The sequence below is a fragment of the Dialister succinatiphilus genome (genome assembly GCF_928721695.1).
GTDB lineage: Bacteria > Bacillota > Negativicutes > Veillonellales > Dialisteraceae > Dialister > Dialister succinatiphilus.
The window spans coordinates 2,394,546-2,410,631 of sequence record NZ_OV788641.1; the positions used below are offsets into that span (position 1 = coordinate 2,394,546).

At 51.6% G+C, this 16,086-nt stretch carries 9 protein-coding genes and 1 other annotated feature; of the genes, 3 read left to right on the forward strand and 6 right to left on the reverse strand.

The window, feature by feature from the left end:
- Positions 1–4: 4 nt before the first annotated feature.
- Positions 5–1,510 carry an efflux transporter outer membrane subunit gene (locus NW747_RS10055; RefSeq protein ID WP_273187294.1) on the reverse strand — a complete coding sequence of 502 codons (1,506 nt, stop codon included), beginning with the start codon at positions 1,508–1,510 and terminating at the stop codon, positions 5–7.
- A gap of 232 nt (positions 1,511–1,742) precedes the next feature.
- Here NW747_RS10055 and sstT point away from each other — a divergent pair, with 232 nt between their 5' ends.
- Positions 1,743–3,008 (forward strand): serine/threonine transporter SstT, encoded by a 1,266-nt coding sequence (gene sstT, locus NW747_RS10060; protein ID WP_419095315.1) that lies wholly within the window; start codon positions 1,743–1,745, stop codon positions 3,006–3,008.
- A 112-nt stretch (positions 3,009–3,120) separates the two neighbouring features.
- On the opposite strand, the gene NW747_RS10065 is transcribed toward sstT, so the two are convergent.
- Positions 3,121–3,636, reverse strand: a complete 516-nt coding sequence (locus NW747_RS10065) for a flavin reductase (protein ID WP_273187298.1) — start codon at positions 3,634–3,636, stop codon at positions 3,121–3,123.
- 132 nt (positions 3,637–3,768) lie between these two features.
- On the opposite strand from NW747_RS10065, the gene NW747_RS10070 reads away from it, so the two are divergent.
- On the forward strand, positions 3,769–4,641 hold the full coding sequence (locus NW747_RS10070; protein ID WP_273187300.1) for a DMT family transporter: 873 nt from the start codon (positions 3,769–3,771) through the stop codon (positions 4,639–4,641).
- 380 nt (positions 4,642–5,021) lie between these two features.
- Here the strand turns inward: NW747_RS10070 and NW747_RS10075 are convergent, their stop codons facing one another.
- Both NW747_RS10075 and NW747_RS10080 read right to left on the reverse strand, forming a co-directional pair.
- The gene (locus tag NW747_RS10075) at positions 5,022–6,182 is read right to left on the reverse strand and encodes an alanyl-tRNA editing protein (RefSeq protein WP_273187302.1); all 1,161 of its coding nucleotides are present in this window, start codon (positions 6,180–6,182) and stop codon (positions 5,022–5,024) included.
- Between the two features lie 1,030 nt (positions 6,183–7,212).
- On the reverse strand, positions 7,213–8,376 hold the full coding sequence (locus NW747_RS10080) for an ABC transporter substrate-binding protein (protein ID WP_008858688.1): 1,164 nt from the start codon (positions 8,374–8,376) through the stop codon (positions 7,213–7,215).
- A gap of 166 nt (positions 8,377–8,542) precedes the next feature.
- Positions 8,543–8,743 (reverse strand) — a binding site (T-box leader).
- Between the two features lie 519 nt (positions 8,744–9,262).
- Here NW747_RS10080 and NW747_RS10085 point away from each other — a divergent pair.
- The gene (locus tag NW747_RS10085) at positions 9,263–10,237 is read left to right on the forward strand and encodes a diacylglycerol/lipid kinase family protein (protein WP_273187304.1); all 975 of its coding nucleotides are present in this window, start codon (positions 9,263–9,265) and stop codon (positions 10,235–10,237) included.
- A gap of 568 nt (positions 10,238–10,805) precedes the next feature.
- On the opposite strand, the gene NW747_RS10090 is transcribed toward NW747_RS10085, so the two are convergent.
- Both NW747_RS10090 and glmM read right to left on the reverse strand, forming a co-directional pair.
- On the reverse strand, positions 10,806–12,935 hold the full coding sequence (locus NW747_RS10090; protein WP_273187306.1) for a TonB-dependent receptor plug domain-containing protein: 2,130 nt from the start codon (positions 12,933–12,935) through the stop codon (positions 10,806–10,808).
- 1,118 nt (positions 12,936–14,053) lie between these two features.
- Positions 14,054–15,403: a phosphoglucosamine mutase gene (gene glmM, locus NW747_RS10095; RefSeq protein ID WP_008858685.1), complete on the reverse strand. Its 1,350-nt coding sequence runs from the start codon at positions 15,401–15,403 to the stop codon at positions 14,054–14,056.
- Positions 15,404–16,086: the final 683 nt, after the last annotated feature.

Below are 16,086 nucleotides of genomic sequence, written 5' to 3' on the forward strand. Positions count from 1 at the left end.
CTCTCTATTTTCTATCTTTCTCCAGTCCCTCATCCAGCGGTTTCCATCCGCCGCCCAATGCTTTGAAGAGAGATACCATGTCGGTGAGTTCCTTTCCTTTGGACAGGGTATAGTTCTGGTCCAGGGACAGGTAATGGCGCTCTGCGTCCAAGACTCCCATGTAGTCGGAAAGGCCGTAGGTGAACTGGTTCTGTGCCAGATCCAGTGCTTCTTTGGCCTTATTTCTTCCCTGTTCCAGAGAGTCCTTCCGGATCTTATCCTGGCTGATGGCAGTCATGGCGCTTCGTACTTCACCGGCCGCCTTGAGCACCGTATTTTCATAGGCACTCTGCATTTCTTTTTCCTTTTCGCTCTGTACCCTTACATTTCTTTTCAGCGCGCCGCCGTTAAATAAGGGATAGGATACCTGAGGCATAATGCCGAAGGCGTGGCTGCCGGCAGAGAAGAGGCCGCCGGAAAGGGCTGCCAGCCCCAGTACGCCCAGAATGGAAAACTTCGGCTTCATTTCCGCCCTGGCTTCTTTTGTCTTTGCTATCTGCGCAGCCCAGGCCATTTCCGCCGCGCGCACATCCGGCCGCTGGCGAAGCACCTCTGCCGGAATGGCATTGTACATGGCGCTGTCGATTTCCGGAAGAGGCGAAGGGGTGAGGAGCTTTTCATTCAGCGCTCCCGGCACCGTACCGGTGAGAATGGAAATCCGATTGGCTGTATCTGCGATTTCCGTCTTCAGCTCCGGCACTTTCGCTTCCGATTCATGAAGTGTATAGGACGCCTGGTCTGCAGGGAGGGATGAAAGAAGGCCTGCATTCTCGTTCACCTGAAGAAGGGCGAGATTCTCTTTCTGGTTATGGATATGGGCTTCCGTCACCGCCAGCTCCTCCTGCAGGGTGCGGAGGGTGATGTAATTCATGGCCACTTCCGCCGAAAGGGATACCCAGGTGGAGTAGAGGGCCGCCCTTTGGGCTTCCAGCGATTTTTCCGACGCCTTCACCTTGGACCGGTTTTTGCCGAAGAAATCCGGTTCCCAGGACGCATCCAGTCCGGTGTAGGTAAGATTATGGCTGTTATCAATGGTCATGCCCGGCACTTTTTCCAAAGCCGATGGAGTGACATCGGTGATTACTCCTTCCGGCGCCTCAGCCCTCACCCAGCCGGCGCCTGCATTCATCCAGGGTACCAGGGATGCTTTCGTCATGCCCAGCGCCTCCCTGGCCTGTTTCAGTCTTGATTCTGCCTGGGCCAGGTCCCGGTTATGGTCCAGGGCGGTATAAATCAGGGAGTCCAGGGTATCATCATGAAATACTTTCCACCATTCCGCCAGCACCTCCGGCGAAAGGGTGGCTCCCTTTTCTTCTGTGAAATAGGGGTTCCCGTACATGGACGCCAGAGCCGTCCATGACGTTTTCTCAAGATTCACCGGTTCCTCTGCTTTTCCGGAAAGGGGAACCATGCAAAAAGCAGCCGCTAACAGGGAAACCATGCCAAGGGCTGCTTTTCTTTTTTTATCCATGCCGCCACCTCCTTACAAGCTGGATATGCATGAAAGGGAAGGACATCTGATGCCTGTCCCTGTCTGATTGATTTTCTATCCCTATTATATATAATTCAAATTTGAATTTCAATTTCTCCTTCCTCTTCTCCTTACCTTATATAATATATCGAAAACATTGCGTTCCCCTGTAAATAAGCGTATAATGAAAAACCGTAGCATCTCTTTTTACTTATATAGGAGGATTCTCTTGATTTCCAAAATACAATCCATTCTTTCCCATATCAAACTGATTCACCAGATTGCCCTGGGACTGGTGCTTGGCATTCTGCTGGCCGTCACTCTTCCCCAGTCAGTACCCTTTCTTACCGTATTCGGTGACCTCTTTGTGAAAGCATTAAAGAGCGTGGCGCCGGTGCTGGTATTTTTCCTTGTCATCAATGCCATTGCCCAGAAGAAGCCAAACCAGAAAGGCAGCATGAAGCCCATCGTCACCCTGTACATGACCAGCACCTTCCTGGCTTCCATCATTGGCGTATCCTTTTCCTTCCTTTTCCCCACCACCCTCACCCTGCAGGCCGCTGCCGATGCAGGCAGCACCGCGCCGCCCAGCGGCATCGGGGAAGTGCTCTTCAACCTGGTGATGAGCACCATTGACAATCCGGTCAGCGCCCTCTTGAAGGCTAATTACATCAGCATCCTTCTCTGGGCCGTCATTTTCGGCATTGCCATGAAATCCATGGGAACAGGCAGCACGAAACGATTCCTCGATGACACTGCCAAAGCAGTGACAAAGATCGTAGGCTGGGTCATCCATCTGGCGCCCCTGGGCATTATGGGACTGGTGGCCAATTCCGTAGGCAGCCAGGGCGTTTCCGCCCTTCTGGGCTACCTCCATCTCCTGGCCGTCTTGATTGGTGCCTATGGTACCGTGGCTCTGGTGATGAATCCTCTTCTTGTATTTTCCAGAGTTCATAGAAATCCCTATCCCCTGGTGCTGACCACATTAAAGGAAAGCGGCGTCTACGCCTTCTTCACCAGAAGCAGCGCCGCCAATATTCCGGTGAACCTTAACCTCTGCCGCCGTCTGGGACTGGATCCGGACATGTACTCCATTTCCATCCCCCTGGGGGCTGCAGTGAATACGGCCGGCGCTTCTGTCACCATTTCCGTCCTCTCCCTGGCTGCTGCCCATACCCTGGGCATCGACGTGGACATTCCCACAGCCTTCCTCCTCTGCCTGGTAGCCACCATCGGCGCCTGCGGAGCTTCCGGAGTAGCCGGCGGCTCCCTCCTCCTCATCCCCGTGGCCTGCGCCTCCTTCGGCATCAGCAGCGACATTTCCATGCAGGTAGTAGGCGTAGGATTTATTATTTCCGTACTGGAAGATGCCTGTGAAACAGCCCTCAACAGCTCCAGCGACGTTCTCTTTACTGCCACGGCGGAATTTGAAAAGCGAAGAAAAGAAGGAATCCTCAAAAGCTCCGACATGGTGCTGGGCGCAGAGGATAAGTCATAAAAATAGTTTCCTGCCGTGATGATTCCCCAATGCGCCACACCGGACAGAAAACCATCCCGCAATAAAAAGTCCCCGCCGGTCACAGTGATGACTGACGGGGACTTTTTATTTCTCAGCACTTTTTCAGAACTTTGACGATTTCTCCCATATAAATGCTGTGGTTATTGCCGGCCTGTCTGCCGGAATTCCACCTTTCATAGGTTTCCTTATCCGTATAGAATTCCTCTTTCATTTCATGGGTATAAATCTTCCGGCATACCAGGATGAGATCCGCTTCTTCCAAGCCCACCGCTTCATCACCGATAGCATAGGGATGAAGGCCGCTGCCTTCGAATTTATCACCGTCCCTGCCGGAGTGGGAGCCCATGTAGGATTCCTTTGGCTTATAAGATACGGGCGGGAAAGACAGGGTGAAATAATCCTGGGCATCCAGGATGGTCTTCGTGAAACGGCTCTGACGGATATAGATGGATGCCACCGGTTTTCTCCACATAATGCCGAAACCGCCCCAGGTCACCAGCATGGGATTGCATTTTTCTTTATTGCCTGCTGTGACAATGCAGTAATCAGCGAGTTTTGTAAACGGATTCAATCCGCATTCTTCCACAGGGATTTCTTTAAAAGACATAGCAAGTCTCCTCTCATTTCATAAAATCTATATGGATTATACCATTTTCTCAAATCATTCTAAAGAGAAATGATAAGGATTGTCAAATTATGATAGAATAGCAAAAGCATCTGATTCATTTAAGGAGGATTCATGAGTCAAAATAAAGCTGATTTCCTACTTTTTACCGCAGCCTTCGTATGGGGCAGTTCCTATGGATTTATGAAACTGGGCGCAGAGACCATGCCGCCTGTCTCCATTGCCGCACTGCGATGCCTTTTTGCCTTCTTCATCCTGCTCCCCTTCTTTATGAAACGTCTTCGGAAGACCGACGGGAAAATACTGAAATACAGCGCCATCACCGGATTTCTCATTGCCGGTGTCTTTATCGGCGTCATCTACGGAGTCATCGGCACCTCTGCCTCCACGGCGGGATTTCTGATTTCCACTTCTGTCATTATGGTGCCCATCCTTCACGGCCTGTGGATTCAGAGAATGCCGTCTTTTCCCATCATGCTTGGCACCGCCATCGTCACCGCCGGTCTTTTCATCCTGAACGGCGTCACTTCCATCAGCCTGGACAAAGGATTCGTGCTCTGCCTCCTGGCAGCATTTCTCTACGCCCTGGATATCCTCTTCACCAATACCTTCGTTTCTAAAGTAGACAGCCTCCTTCTGGGCCTATGGCAGATGGGCTTTGCCGGAATCATAGCCGGCGCCGTCAGCCTCCTTCTGGAAGCGCCCAGAATGCCCCATACCCTGCCGGAATGGACCGCCATTCTGGGGCTGGCGGTCTTCTCTTCCGCCTACGGCTTTACCATCCAGGCGGTGGCTCAGGAATACACCACCCCTGAAAGGGCAGGCTTCATCTTCTCCCTGGAGCCCGTGTTCGCCGCCATTTTCGCCTACTTCTTCCTCGGTGAAAACATGGGCCTCGGCGAACTGGCCGGCGCCGCCCTTATCCTTCTGGGCGTATGGGCCGCCGGAGGAACATTAAAACTGCCGGCATGGATGAGGAGCCGCTGAAAATTGTGGTGGCGGCTCTTGGACACACCTGCGATGTGAGGGTTCAGGCGCCTTTCGGCGCCCGGGTTCTATCGTTCGTGTGCTGCGCACCGAACGATGGGTTCCGCCCACAGAGCGGGCTGGTTCAGAGGGGAATTTTATATGCCGCTGCCCGGGGCAGCGAAAACCTTTACAACCGCCCTGCGGGCGATACCACAATCCTCGGCCCGAAGGGCCGTCAAACTTACGAACCCTCCGGCCCATAGGGCCGGTCCATCTTAAGAACCCTTCCTCATAACGCTGACTTTATAAACATTGTCCCCACAAGAAAACGACTCACTATGATTTGTGCATCGCTTTGCTCAAGGGACGAGAAGTAAAAAGCCAAAAAATTTTCAGTCTTATTCCAATTCCTCCACCAGTTTCCTGACTTCATCCAGGGAGCAGGCAAAGGAGCCCTGCATAATGTCCTTTCCGCCGCCGCGGCCGTGAAGGCGGGTGTTCCATTCTTTGAGGAGGGGTTTCAGATTCACGCTGCCGCTGCCGATGGCGTAGTTCAGCGCCTTTTCATCCTTTCTGGAGAGAAGGAAGAAAAGGGTATCCGGCTTTTCTCCCATCAGGTATTCGCAGAATTTCCGAAGTTCCATGGGGGCCATGGTTTCTTCATAGAGAAGCACCGCTTTCTTTCCTTCCGGCAGGGAAGCAGCCCGCATAGCAAAGTAATGGCGGTTCATGTCGTTGATTTTCTGCCGGAGTTCTGCCATATCCTTTTCCATCTTTTCCACAGCCTTCACTGTTTCATAGGGTTTGACGGAAAAACGGACTGCTATATCCCGGTTCAAATCATGGACCCTGTCATAATCTTCCATGGCCCACCGGCCGCAGGCCAGTTCAATGCGTACGCCGCCCTTATGGTTCATCAGGGAAAGCACCTTAATCAGCCCGATTTCTCCCGTCCTTGCCACATGGGTACCGCAGCAGGCACAGATATCGCCGCCGGGAAATTCTACAATGCGCACCTTGCCGGTGAGCTCGATTTTACTCCGGTAAGGAATGGTTTTCAGTTCTTCTTCCGTGGGGAAGGTAATTTTTGTTTCCACATTGCTGTAAATCAGCTGATTGGCTTCCTTCTCAATTTCCAGCGCCTCTTCCATGGTCATGGGACCGCTGAAATCGACGGTGACCACTTTGTCCATATGGAAACCCACATTGTCGTAGCCAAATTTCTTATGCACCAGGCCGGAATAGATGTGTTCCCCGGAGTGATTCTGCATGAAATCAAAGCGCCGCTGCCAGTCAATGGTTCCATGCACCCTGCTTCCCACGCCCAGGGGCTTGTCGGTATAATGGACCACTACACCCTCTTTCCGGTGTACATCAAGCACCCGGGCATCGCCCAGGGTCCCCTGGTCCCCCGGCTGTCCGCCGCCCTCGGGATAAAAGGCAGTGTCGTCCAGCACCACCTCATAGCCCTTCTTCCCCTTCGTACAGCTCACTACTACACCGTCAAAGTCCTTCATGTAGGCATCTTTATAAAAAAGTTCATTCATTTCATCCATCATTCTTTCCTCCTTATATGGGTTTATCATGCCACAGATAGCCCGGAGTTTCCAGTGGTATTTTGATGGTCTTCTCTGTGGCCCGGGTTCAGAGGGTTCGTCTTGGACACGCCTGTGAACGGTCAGCCGACAATAGGAAGGCCCTTTTATGGGCAGGCTAAGGGCCAACTTCGGCTGACTTGCGCATTCTATGCAGAATGCGCACATGAGGGTTCAGAAGGTTCAGAGGGTTCGGCCTGCCTTTGGCAGGCTGGTTCAAAGGGTTGTGGATTGCCCTTACGGGCAATGCTTATAAAGTCAGCGTTACGGGATTGGCTTTATGAGCTTGATACGCATTCTGCTGACTGGCTCGCTACGCTCGCCCCCCTATCCGAGCTGCGCCGGACTTCTCCACGGGAAAGCGTGTCACACGATTCTCAGGTCGCTTCGCTTCCTTACGAATCGTGTTCCCTTGCCACCCCTGTTCAGGGGGCAGAATAGATTTCTATGCTTCCTGCAGAGACATGGCTCCATTGCTAAGCACCCATAGTCCCACCGCACCGCGGGGGGAAGGTGGTGCCATAAGGCACCAAAGGGGGAATGCATTTTCCTCGCCCGCAGGGCGGTTGTATGGTTTTAGCCGCCAAAGGCGGTATAAAAAATGGCGCCGAAAGCGCCGTACCTCGCCAGCGCAGCGATACTATATAACTCCCGAGGGCGAGAGCCCTCAACCCGCCTGTAAGGCGAAGCCGATCACAGGCAGAACCCTGGCAGCCCAGGGCCGAAAGGCCCGGCGGCTGGCTCAACCCTCACGCCCGTAAGGGCGTGTCAACCTTCGGGAATACCGGAAAGCACCGCGAAACAGTCACTTCATAAGAGGCTCTACAGTAAGCGCCGATAAAATTTCCCGCCATATCCCACGTAAAAAGGCGAAGCATGACGCTTCGCCTTTTTATTTCCTATACTTCCATCCTTTTCCTTCTATTCTTCCTTGCTTCCTTACATTCTTTCTGATTTCCATGCTTCCCTGCTGCTTTACTGACATGTCAGCCTATTAAGCGAAAGGAACCCATTTTCCATCCTGTACCTGGAGTACATCCAGATCCATCTTTGGATCCCTGTTTTCATCAAATTCAAACTTGCCGGTAGCGCCTTCGAAGTTCTTAATCTGGGCCAGTGCATCGCGGAATTTCTTGCGGTCTGTGGTGGAGCCGGATTTTTCAGCGGCTTCATGCATAATGTAGAAAGCATCGTAGGTCTGGGCTGCGAACTGGTCCGGTTCGTGTCCGTACTTAGCTACGAAGGCTTTACGGAAGTTCTGGGCCTTGTCGCTCTTTCTATCCGGGTTCCAGGGTGTTGCTACCAGGGTGCCGTTGGCTGCATCGCCGGCCTGTTTGATGTACTGGGGGCTGTTGAAGCCGTTGTTGCCGATAATGGGCTGGTTCATTCCCATTTCTCTGGCTTTCTTTACAATGAGGGCGCCTTCCTGGTAGAAGCCTGCAATGCAGATGACGTCCGGATTGGCCGCCTGAATCTTGGTGAGCTGAGCGGAGAAGTCCGTATCCTTGTCTGCAAAGGTTTCGGTAGCCACTACATCAATGCCCATATCCTTGAAGGTCTGCTGGTAAATTTCATTTTCACCGACCATCTGGTCATTGTTGTTGGAGTACATGACAGCTACCTTCTTGAATCCCAGTTTATCATGGGCTTTCTTGACTGTGGTGGGGATAGCCAGCTTACCGGGGATGGCGTTTCTGAAAATGTAGTCGCCAATGTCTGTTACCTTCGGAGCTGTGGTGCTGGTGCCGAAAACGGCAACTTTAGCCTGCTGGGCAATGGGGCCTGCGGCGAAAATTTCACCGGAAGTCATGGGGCCCTGAATAGCCAGTACCTTATCCTGTTCAATGAGGCGCTTGAAGGCATTGATGGCTTCTGCCTTGTTCAGCTTGCTGTCGTAGGTCACCAGATCAATTTTCATCTTTGTTTTCGGATCTTTATTGATTTCTTCTACAGCCAGTTCTGCGCCTTCCTTTTCAGCCTGGCCATAAGCGGCGCCGGGGCCGGTATAGGCGGTAACAAAACCAAATTTTACTGTATCACCGCTGGCTGCCTTTGCGCTGGAAGAAGCGGCTTTCTTGTCACCGCCGCATCCTGCAAATGCTCCACATACTGCTGCTGCTGCCATTGCTGCTGCCATTGCTTTCATCCATTTCTTCATTTTCGTTTCCTCCCTGATATATAATGAAAATTGTTATCCAATCAAAAACCCCTGCCGGACTGATTCATCCGGCAGGGGCGCATATACGCGGTACCACCCTGGTTTATCGCTCAGTGGAACACCGATGATACCAAATAAAAAAGCTCCTGATCTTCATTCTTTTGAAGATAGGGGCGAAAGTTTCGCGGTACCACCCTACATTATACTCTGGTGTTCCTATTCGTAACGTGAATGGACGTTTCCGCTTACTTAGTTCGGCTGAAATACTCACGGGTGAGTGTTGGAAGTTTTCTTCTTACCGGCTTACACCAACCGCCGGCTCTCTGTAAATCAAGGAAATTTCCTTTTTCCCGTTCCTTGTATCTTTGGGTTTTCGGTTATGCATAGAGTATAATACCCGGGTCAGTTCTTGTCAATAGATTTCTTGAAAAAATTGATTGAGGAAATAAGTTTCTTCCTCCACATGGGGCCATTGCGTTTCATGATGACAGGAAACTTTTCGCATATAGTTTCCTACTCCACATAGCACCATTGCGTTTCACCTTCACAGGAAACTGTTCGCATATGGTTTCCTATCCGGCATGGCACCATTGCGTTTCACCTCAGCAGGAAACTTTCCGCATATGGTTTCCTATCCGGCATGGCACCATTGCGTTTCACCTTCACAGGAAACTTTCCGCATATGGTTTCTTATCCGGCATGGCACCATTGCGTTTCACCTTCACAGGAAACTGTTCGCATATGGTTCCCTATCCGGCATGGCACCATTGTGTTTCAACTCGGCAGGAAACTTTTATGAATCTGTCAAATTTTCCTTTCTATTTGGTATAATAGGATAGATAGAATTCAGGAGACCCCGGTCTCCATTGCACGGAGTGTGAGAGTCATGAAAAAAGAAGGACAGTGTACCATCATCGTCAACCCTACATCGGGCCATGAACGGGCACCGCGATATATTCCCCTTCTCCATTCTGTTCTTTCCAAACGGTTTGAGGATATCATCATCAGACTGACGGAAAAGGCAGGGGATGCCACGGATTTTGCCAGAGATGCGGCAGAAGCAGGGCGGGATGTGGTATGCATGGGCGGCGACGGTACCATTAACGAAGTCATCAATGGCATGGTGCCTGTCAACAGCAGCTCCACCTTCGGCTTTGTCCCTTTCGGCACGGTGAACGACCTGGCCAGGGCCCTTCACATTCCCCGCTCCCCCCAGGGAGCCATCCACATGCTGGAAACGGCGGTGAAAACGAATATCGACGTTGGCCGGGTGAATGACCGCTATTTTATCAATGTGGTGGGCGCCGGCAGCATTTCCGAAGCTGTAGGCAAGGTTACCATCAAGGAAAAGACCCTCTTCGGATCCCTGGCGTACTACATGAAGGGCATGCAGGTGGTATCGAAGCAGAAATCCTACCATTTCAAAATTGAAGAGGAAAACGGCACCGTCATCGAAGTGTCCTCTCCCCTCATTGCGGCCATGCTCACCGACTCCGCCGGAAGTTTCCATAACCTCATTCCGCCGTCGGAAAGAAATAAAGGGGTCATCAAACTCTGCCTCTTCCACGATTTTGAATGGCTCCTGGCCCTGAAATCGGCGCCAAAGCTCTTGGCAGGCATGCAGATGGGGCCGGACTTCCTCACCGTAGTGAGCTTCAAGAAAGCCCACCTTTCCATCCGGGAAAACGAACCCCTTGTCACCAACGTAGACGGCGACCTGGGCCCCACCTTCCCTCTGGATTTGGAAATCCTTCCCAACCGTCTTCCCGTCTTCGTTCCAGCTCATCCCAGAGAGGATCAGGGCATTCTTCCCCGTTTCCTGAAGCCCCCTCATATTCACCTGCCCTGGGACGAGGAGTAGGGCACGTGGACACGCCTGCGAACGGTCAGCCGACAATAGGAAGGCCCTTTTATGGGCAGGCTAAGGGCCAACTTCGGCTGACTTGCGCATTCTATGCAGAATGCGCACATGAGGGTTCAGAAGGTTCAAAGGGTTCTTAGGTTTGACGCCCGCTTTGCGGGCGAGGGTTGTGGAGGCGCCCTATGGGCGCAATATGAAGTCAGCGTTACGGGACCTGCAGTTGTGTCATCTGTGCTTCCCCGTCATTTCGAGCGGAAGTACAAGCCGGTATGAATCGCATGTTTTCATGGAGCCGGTGAAACGGAGTCGAGAAATCCCCCACAGGAAGCTGCCTTTCGGCAATCAGGACTGCCCAGGGAAGCACTGATTAATTCATAGAGTCTACTTTCATAAGAATGAAAGCAAACAACGAATTAATCAGCGCTTCCCTAGAGTATCATTCTGAATGATACCCTCCTACGCCCCTTCGCCGCTTCGTTGCCCTCTTCTCCACAGGAAGGAGCCTTGCCATTTTATATTTCCATACAAAAAGCACCGTCCCGAAAGGGCGGTGCTTTTTTGTTCCATTTTAGAAGGAATATCTGGCGGTAAGGGTGTAGGTCCTGCCGTCACCGATGTAATAATGGTTGTTGTCATCATAATATTCCCTGTCGAAGAGGTTATTCACAGCAAACTGGAGTCCGAAGTTCTTATTGAACTGGTAATTGGTGGAAAGGTTCATGAGGAAATAAGCATCCCGAGCCATGAAGTGACCGCTTTCCTTCCCTGCTTCCGTCCTGTCGGAAATGAACATGCCGTCCAGGTTCACTGTCCAGGGATTCTTGCTGTACGTAGTACCAAGGTGGAGCAGATGGCGGGGAATGTCATAATTCTTTTCACCCTCTACCTTTCCTGTCTGCCAGGTGTAATTGATATAGGAAGTCCAGGCGTCACTGTGGTGCTGGTTCAGGGAAATTTCAAATCCATGGGTCTTGGCGTCGCCGGCGTTTTCATAGAAATAAGCAGATGCGTTCTCTTTATTCAACTTGATATAATCATCTGTTTTTGCATAGAACACATCGGCATGAACATCGGTCTTGCTGCCAAATTTCTTTTTCAGTCCTAATTCCCAAGTATCTGTAGTTTCCGGATCCAGGTCAGGGTTAGGACGATAGGTCCCTCTCTTGTTGTCAGAGTATCTGTACACCTGGTACAGAATAGGCGGATTAAAGGATTTCCCATAGGAAACATAAGCATTGGTGCTGTCATTAAAAGCATAATCAAGAGAAATCTTTGGGGAGAACTTGTCATAGGAAGAAGAATCGAAATCCTTTTCATCCTTTCCCCTGTACTGAGAGTACCCATCATATTTTTTATAATGGTCATACCGTCCGCCGATATAAGCGGTCAATTTCTGAGAAACAGCCCATTTATCCTGCAGATACAGGGCGTAACTCTTATCTTTTCCGCCCAGCCGCTGATCAATTCCATCAGATGCTCCGTTCCAGGACTTCCAGTCATAAACATTATTTTCTATGGTTTCTGAGAACTTATCTTCTGTATAGGATCCGCCAAACAGCACGGTATGGGCTCCTAAGATCCAGCGTTTGTTCAAATCGAAATTCCAGGACCTGGACGGATAAGACACTTTCTTACCGGGGCCATCAAAATTCTTTTCCGGATTTACGCTTGTGTCCGGAGAGGTAGCCGGAGAGGTATAACCATCTTTGTAATAATCGGTCAAGCCAAAGTGAGCATGGATGCCATTATCTTTATCATTATAGGTTAAAGAATGAAGATTATAGGCACGCCATCCCCACGTCCCCAGAAAACTGGACGGGCTGTAGCTCATATTATTTTCTCCGATTGTTCCATTCCAGCGATGAGCCCCATCAATGTAGGAAATGGGGTCGTCATACTTCCAGTCATAAATTGAATGGGTATATTTATAGGTCAATTTCTGGCTGTCGTTGAAACTGTAGCCCATGTTGAACCCAAAGGACTCATTCAAAACTTTCTTGCTGCCTCTGTTACCGATGATGGCGTTTCCTTCCGCATCGGAATCATAACCTTCCTCTTTCCCGGATTTGCTGACAGAAACATCGTAATCCTTCCAGCCATGGGTATTCATGCTGCCATAAAAGGCGCCAAAATCAAACTTATCCTTTTTGAAGCCAACATTATAATTCTGCTTTACCGTGGCGTTGCTGCCATAGCTGACAGTGGCAGAGCCGTGGAGACCGTCCTGCTTCTGGGTTTTGGTCATAATATTGATGACACCGCCTACAGCCCGACCGCCGTAAAGAGCGGACTGTCCGCCGGAGACCACTTCGATTTTACGGATATTTTCCACGGGAATCATATTCCAGTCCACATCCCCGTCCCAGGCCGTGTTCATGGGCTGACCATCCACCAGCACCAGAATATTCTTGGAATTATATCCTCTCAGATTCACCGTACCCTCCACAGACTGGGATGCCGATACACCGGTCACCATAGCCAAAGCCTGGGCTGTATTCTGCACATTCCTCTTCTGGATATCCTTCTCCGTAACCACCTGTACATTGGCCGGCACATCCTGCAGCCTTTCCGCCTGCCTGTTGGCAGTAACCGTAATACCCTTCAGCGTATACACCGGTGTTTCAGCACTGACACTGCCTGCCCCTGTCAAAGCCAGTACGGCTAAAAGGGCTGTAATTTCTTTAGATTTTAATGACATAGTACACTCCCCTTGTATTTTTATTGGTAAATAGCAATTTTCAATATATGAAACGCTAATTCATCCGCTTTAATTTCTTACTATTTACTTATCTTATTATATACCCTTGTTCAAGTAGGACAAAGAAATGATTGGACACACCTGCGGTGTGAGGGTTGACGGGGCTTCGCCCCGAGGGTTATGGCCGCCTTTCGGCGGCGGGTTGTGTAAAAGGGTTGTGAAGGGAAAGGTTCTTAAGATGGATGGGCCTTCGGCCCAAGGGTTCTTAAGTTTGACGGCCTTTCAGGCCGAGGGTTGTGGTATCGCCCGCAGGGCGATGAGTATAAAGTCAGCGTTACGGGATTTACTTTTCTGTGTCATATGTGACACAATATCCAGTGCCACCTATTTTCTCGTTTCCCCTTGAGGTGGCAAAGGAACTGGATTTGTAAGAGAGCGAAGCGACCTGAAAATCCAGTGACATGCTTCCCACCGGGGGGAAGTCCCGCGAAGCGGGAAAGGGTGTACGGGGCAGAGCACCGATAGGATGCTCCATCGCGGTCCTGACCGCCAATCGGCGGCCCCCTGAGCGAAGCGATGCACAGCGAACACATTTTGCACTATCTTACCACCGTCCACCCCTTCGCCACTTCGTGGCCCTCTTCCCCTAAAGGGGACGCAAGAACGTTACGGGATTTACTTTCGGTGTCATAGGGCTTGATTGGCATTCTGGTGATTGGCTCGCTACGCTCGCCACCCCCTATCCGGGCTGCGCCGGACTTCCCCCTATGCAGGGGGCAGAATAGATTTCTACGCTTTCCCGCAGAGACATGACTCCATGGCTAAGCACCCATAGTCCCACCGCTCCGCGGGGGGAAGGTGGTGCCGTAAGGCACCAAAGGGGGAATGCATTTCCTCGCCCGCCAGGGCGGTTGTATGGTTTTCGCTGCCCCAGGCAGCGGCATATAAAACTCCCCTCTGAACCAGCCCGCTCTGTGGGCCGAACCCATCGTTCGGTGCGCAGCACACGAACGATAGAACCCGAGCGCCGAAAGGCGCTTGAACCCTCACGCCCCAAAGGCGCTTGTCCATAAAAAAGCACCGTCCCCGAAGGAGCGGTGCTTTAGATTTCATGGTTTTCAGTTATTTTCTACGCCCAGTTCATGTTCCACCACGGAAGCGATGTCATCTACGATTCGTTCGAGCTGGTTCAGCTCCTTGCCTTCACCCATGACGCGGATGAGGGGTTCGGTGCCGGAGGCGCGGACCAGGATGCGGCCATCGGCGCCCAGTTCTTCTTCGCCTGCCCTGATGGAGTCCATAATGAGTTCGTTCTCTTCCCAGCCGTTCTTGCTATATACTTCTACATTCTTAAGAATCTGGGGATAGGTGGTCATGAGGCTGTTCAGTTCGGAGAGTTTCTTTCCGTTTTCGCGGAGCACCCGGAGTGTCTGTACGGCGGTGATAAGGCCGTCGCCGGTGGTGTTGAATTCCGGGAAAATGATGTGGCCCGACTGTTCGCCGCCGATGGAGTAGTTATGTTTCAGCATTTCTTCCAGTACATAGCGGTCTCCTACTTTGGTGGAAACGGTCTGGCAGCCGTATTTCTTCAGCGCTTTGCCGAAGCCCAGGTTGCTCATGACGGTGCCTACCACCATGTTGTCGTTGAGGCGGCCTTCTTTTTTCATCTGCAGGGCATTGATGACCATGAGATGGTCACCGTCCAGGACTTTGCCTTTTTCATCGACGAAGAGGCAGCGGTCAGCGTCGCCGTCGTTGGCAATGCCGCAGTCAGCGCCTTCTTCCACTACTTTTTTCTGCAGGGTTTCGATATGGGTGGAGCCGCAGCCGTTATTGATGTTTACGCCGTTGGGCTGATTGAAAATGGGGATTACCTCTGCCCCCAGTTCGGCAAGGATTCCCGGGAGGAAACTGCTGGCTGCGCCGTTGGCGGAGTCGGTGACGATTTTCATGCCTTTGAAATCGCCGTCCACTGTGGATTTCACATAGTTTCTGTACTTTTCAGCCAGTTCCGGATAGTCGCGGATCACACCGATGCCATCGCCGGTGGGGCGGACGATTTCTTCATCATGGCGAAGGATGTTTTCGATTTCCTCTTCCGTCTTATCCGGCAGCTTGTAACCGTTCCGGTCGAAGAATTTGATGCCGTTGTCGGGGAAAGGATTGTGGGATGCGGAAATCACGACGCCTGCGTCATAGCCTTCCGTTTTGGTCAGATAAGCCACGCCGGGGGTGGGAATCACGCCTACTACATCCACATTGACGCCGGATGCGCAGAGACCTGCGGAAAGGGCAGCGGTCAGCATGGAACCGGAAATACGGGTATCCATGCCGATAAGGAAACGGTGCTCGCCCTTCGTCTTACAGAAATAAGCACCTGCTGCTCTGCCCAGCTGATAGGCAAGCTCCGGCATGAGGGTCGAATTCACCAGTCCGCGCACACCGTCTGTACCAAATAAAGTAACCATTCATATTCCTCCCAAAATTTTCTTGAAATAACTTTCAAATCATACATCTAAAGAGGGATTTCGTCAAGTAAGAGGGGACGCGCCTTTGGCTCGAGGGTTGACGGGGCTTCGCCCCGAGGGTTATGGCCGCCTGATGGCGGCAGGTTGTGTAGAAGGGTTGTGAAGGGAAAGGTTCTTAAGATGGATGGGCCTTCGGCCCAAGGGTTCTTAGGTTTGACGGGGCCTTTGGCCCCGAGGGTTGCGGTATCGCCCGCAGGGCGATGAGTATTATAATGCCGCCTTTCGGCGGTCACATCCACATCGAGTATCATAGTCATTCTTACCACCGTCCACCCCTTCGCCACTTCGTGGCCCTCTTCCCCTAAAGGGGACGCAAGAACGTTACGGGATTTACTTTCAGTGTCATATGGCAAAATAACCATTCTGCTGAATTATCTGCCTTCGGCAGATACACCCCCCCTATCCAGCTGTGCCGGACTTTCTCCACGGGAAAGGTGGTGCCGCCAGCCACCAAAGGGGGAATGCATTTTCCTCGCCCGCAGGGCGGTTGTATGGTTTTATACAAACTGGCGCCTTCTATAAATTTAGAGGCGCCCTCCACAACCCTCAGCGGCATAGCCGCTGTCAAATTTAAGAACCCTCGGGGCCACAGCCCCGTCAAACTTTAGAACCCTCAAGCCCGT

What these genes read in the sequence shown, in the direction of transcription:
- NW747_RS10055 (WP_273187294.1), bottom strand. Translation starts at nt 1,510, where the DNA reads ATGGATAAAAAAAGAAAAGCAGCCCTTGGCATGGTTTCCCTGTTAGCG.
- NW747_RS10065 (WP_273187298.1), bottom strand. Translation starts at nt 3,636, where the DNA reads ATGTCTTTTAAAGAAATCCCTGTGGAAGAATGCGGATTGAATCCGTTT.
- NW747_RS10070 (WP_273187300.1), top strand. Translation starts at nt 3,769, where the DNA reads ATGAGTCAAAATAAAGCTGATTTCCTACTTTTTACCGCAGCCTTCGTA.
- NW747_RS10075 (WP_273187302.1), bottom strand. Translation starts at nt 6,182, where the DNA reads ATGATGGATGAAATGAATGAACTTTTTTATAAAGATGCCTACATGAAG.
- NW747_RS10080 (WP_008858688.1), bottom strand. Translation starts at nt 8,376, where the DNA reads ATGAAGAAATGGATGAAAGCAATGGCAGCAGCAATGGCAGCAGCAGCA.
- NW747_RS10085 (WP_273187304.1), top strand. Translation starts at nt 9,263, where the DNA reads ATGAAAAAAGAAGGACAGTGTACCATCATCGTCAACCCTACATCGGGC.
- NW747_RS10090 (WP_273187306.1), bottom strand. Translation starts at nt 12,935, where the DNA reads ATGTCATTAAAATCTAAAGAAATTACAGCCCTTTTAGCCGTACTGGCT.
- glmM (WP_008858685.1), bottom strand. Translation starts at nt 15,403, where the DNA reads ATGGTTACTTTATTTGGTACAGACGGTGTGCGCGGACTGGTGAATTCG.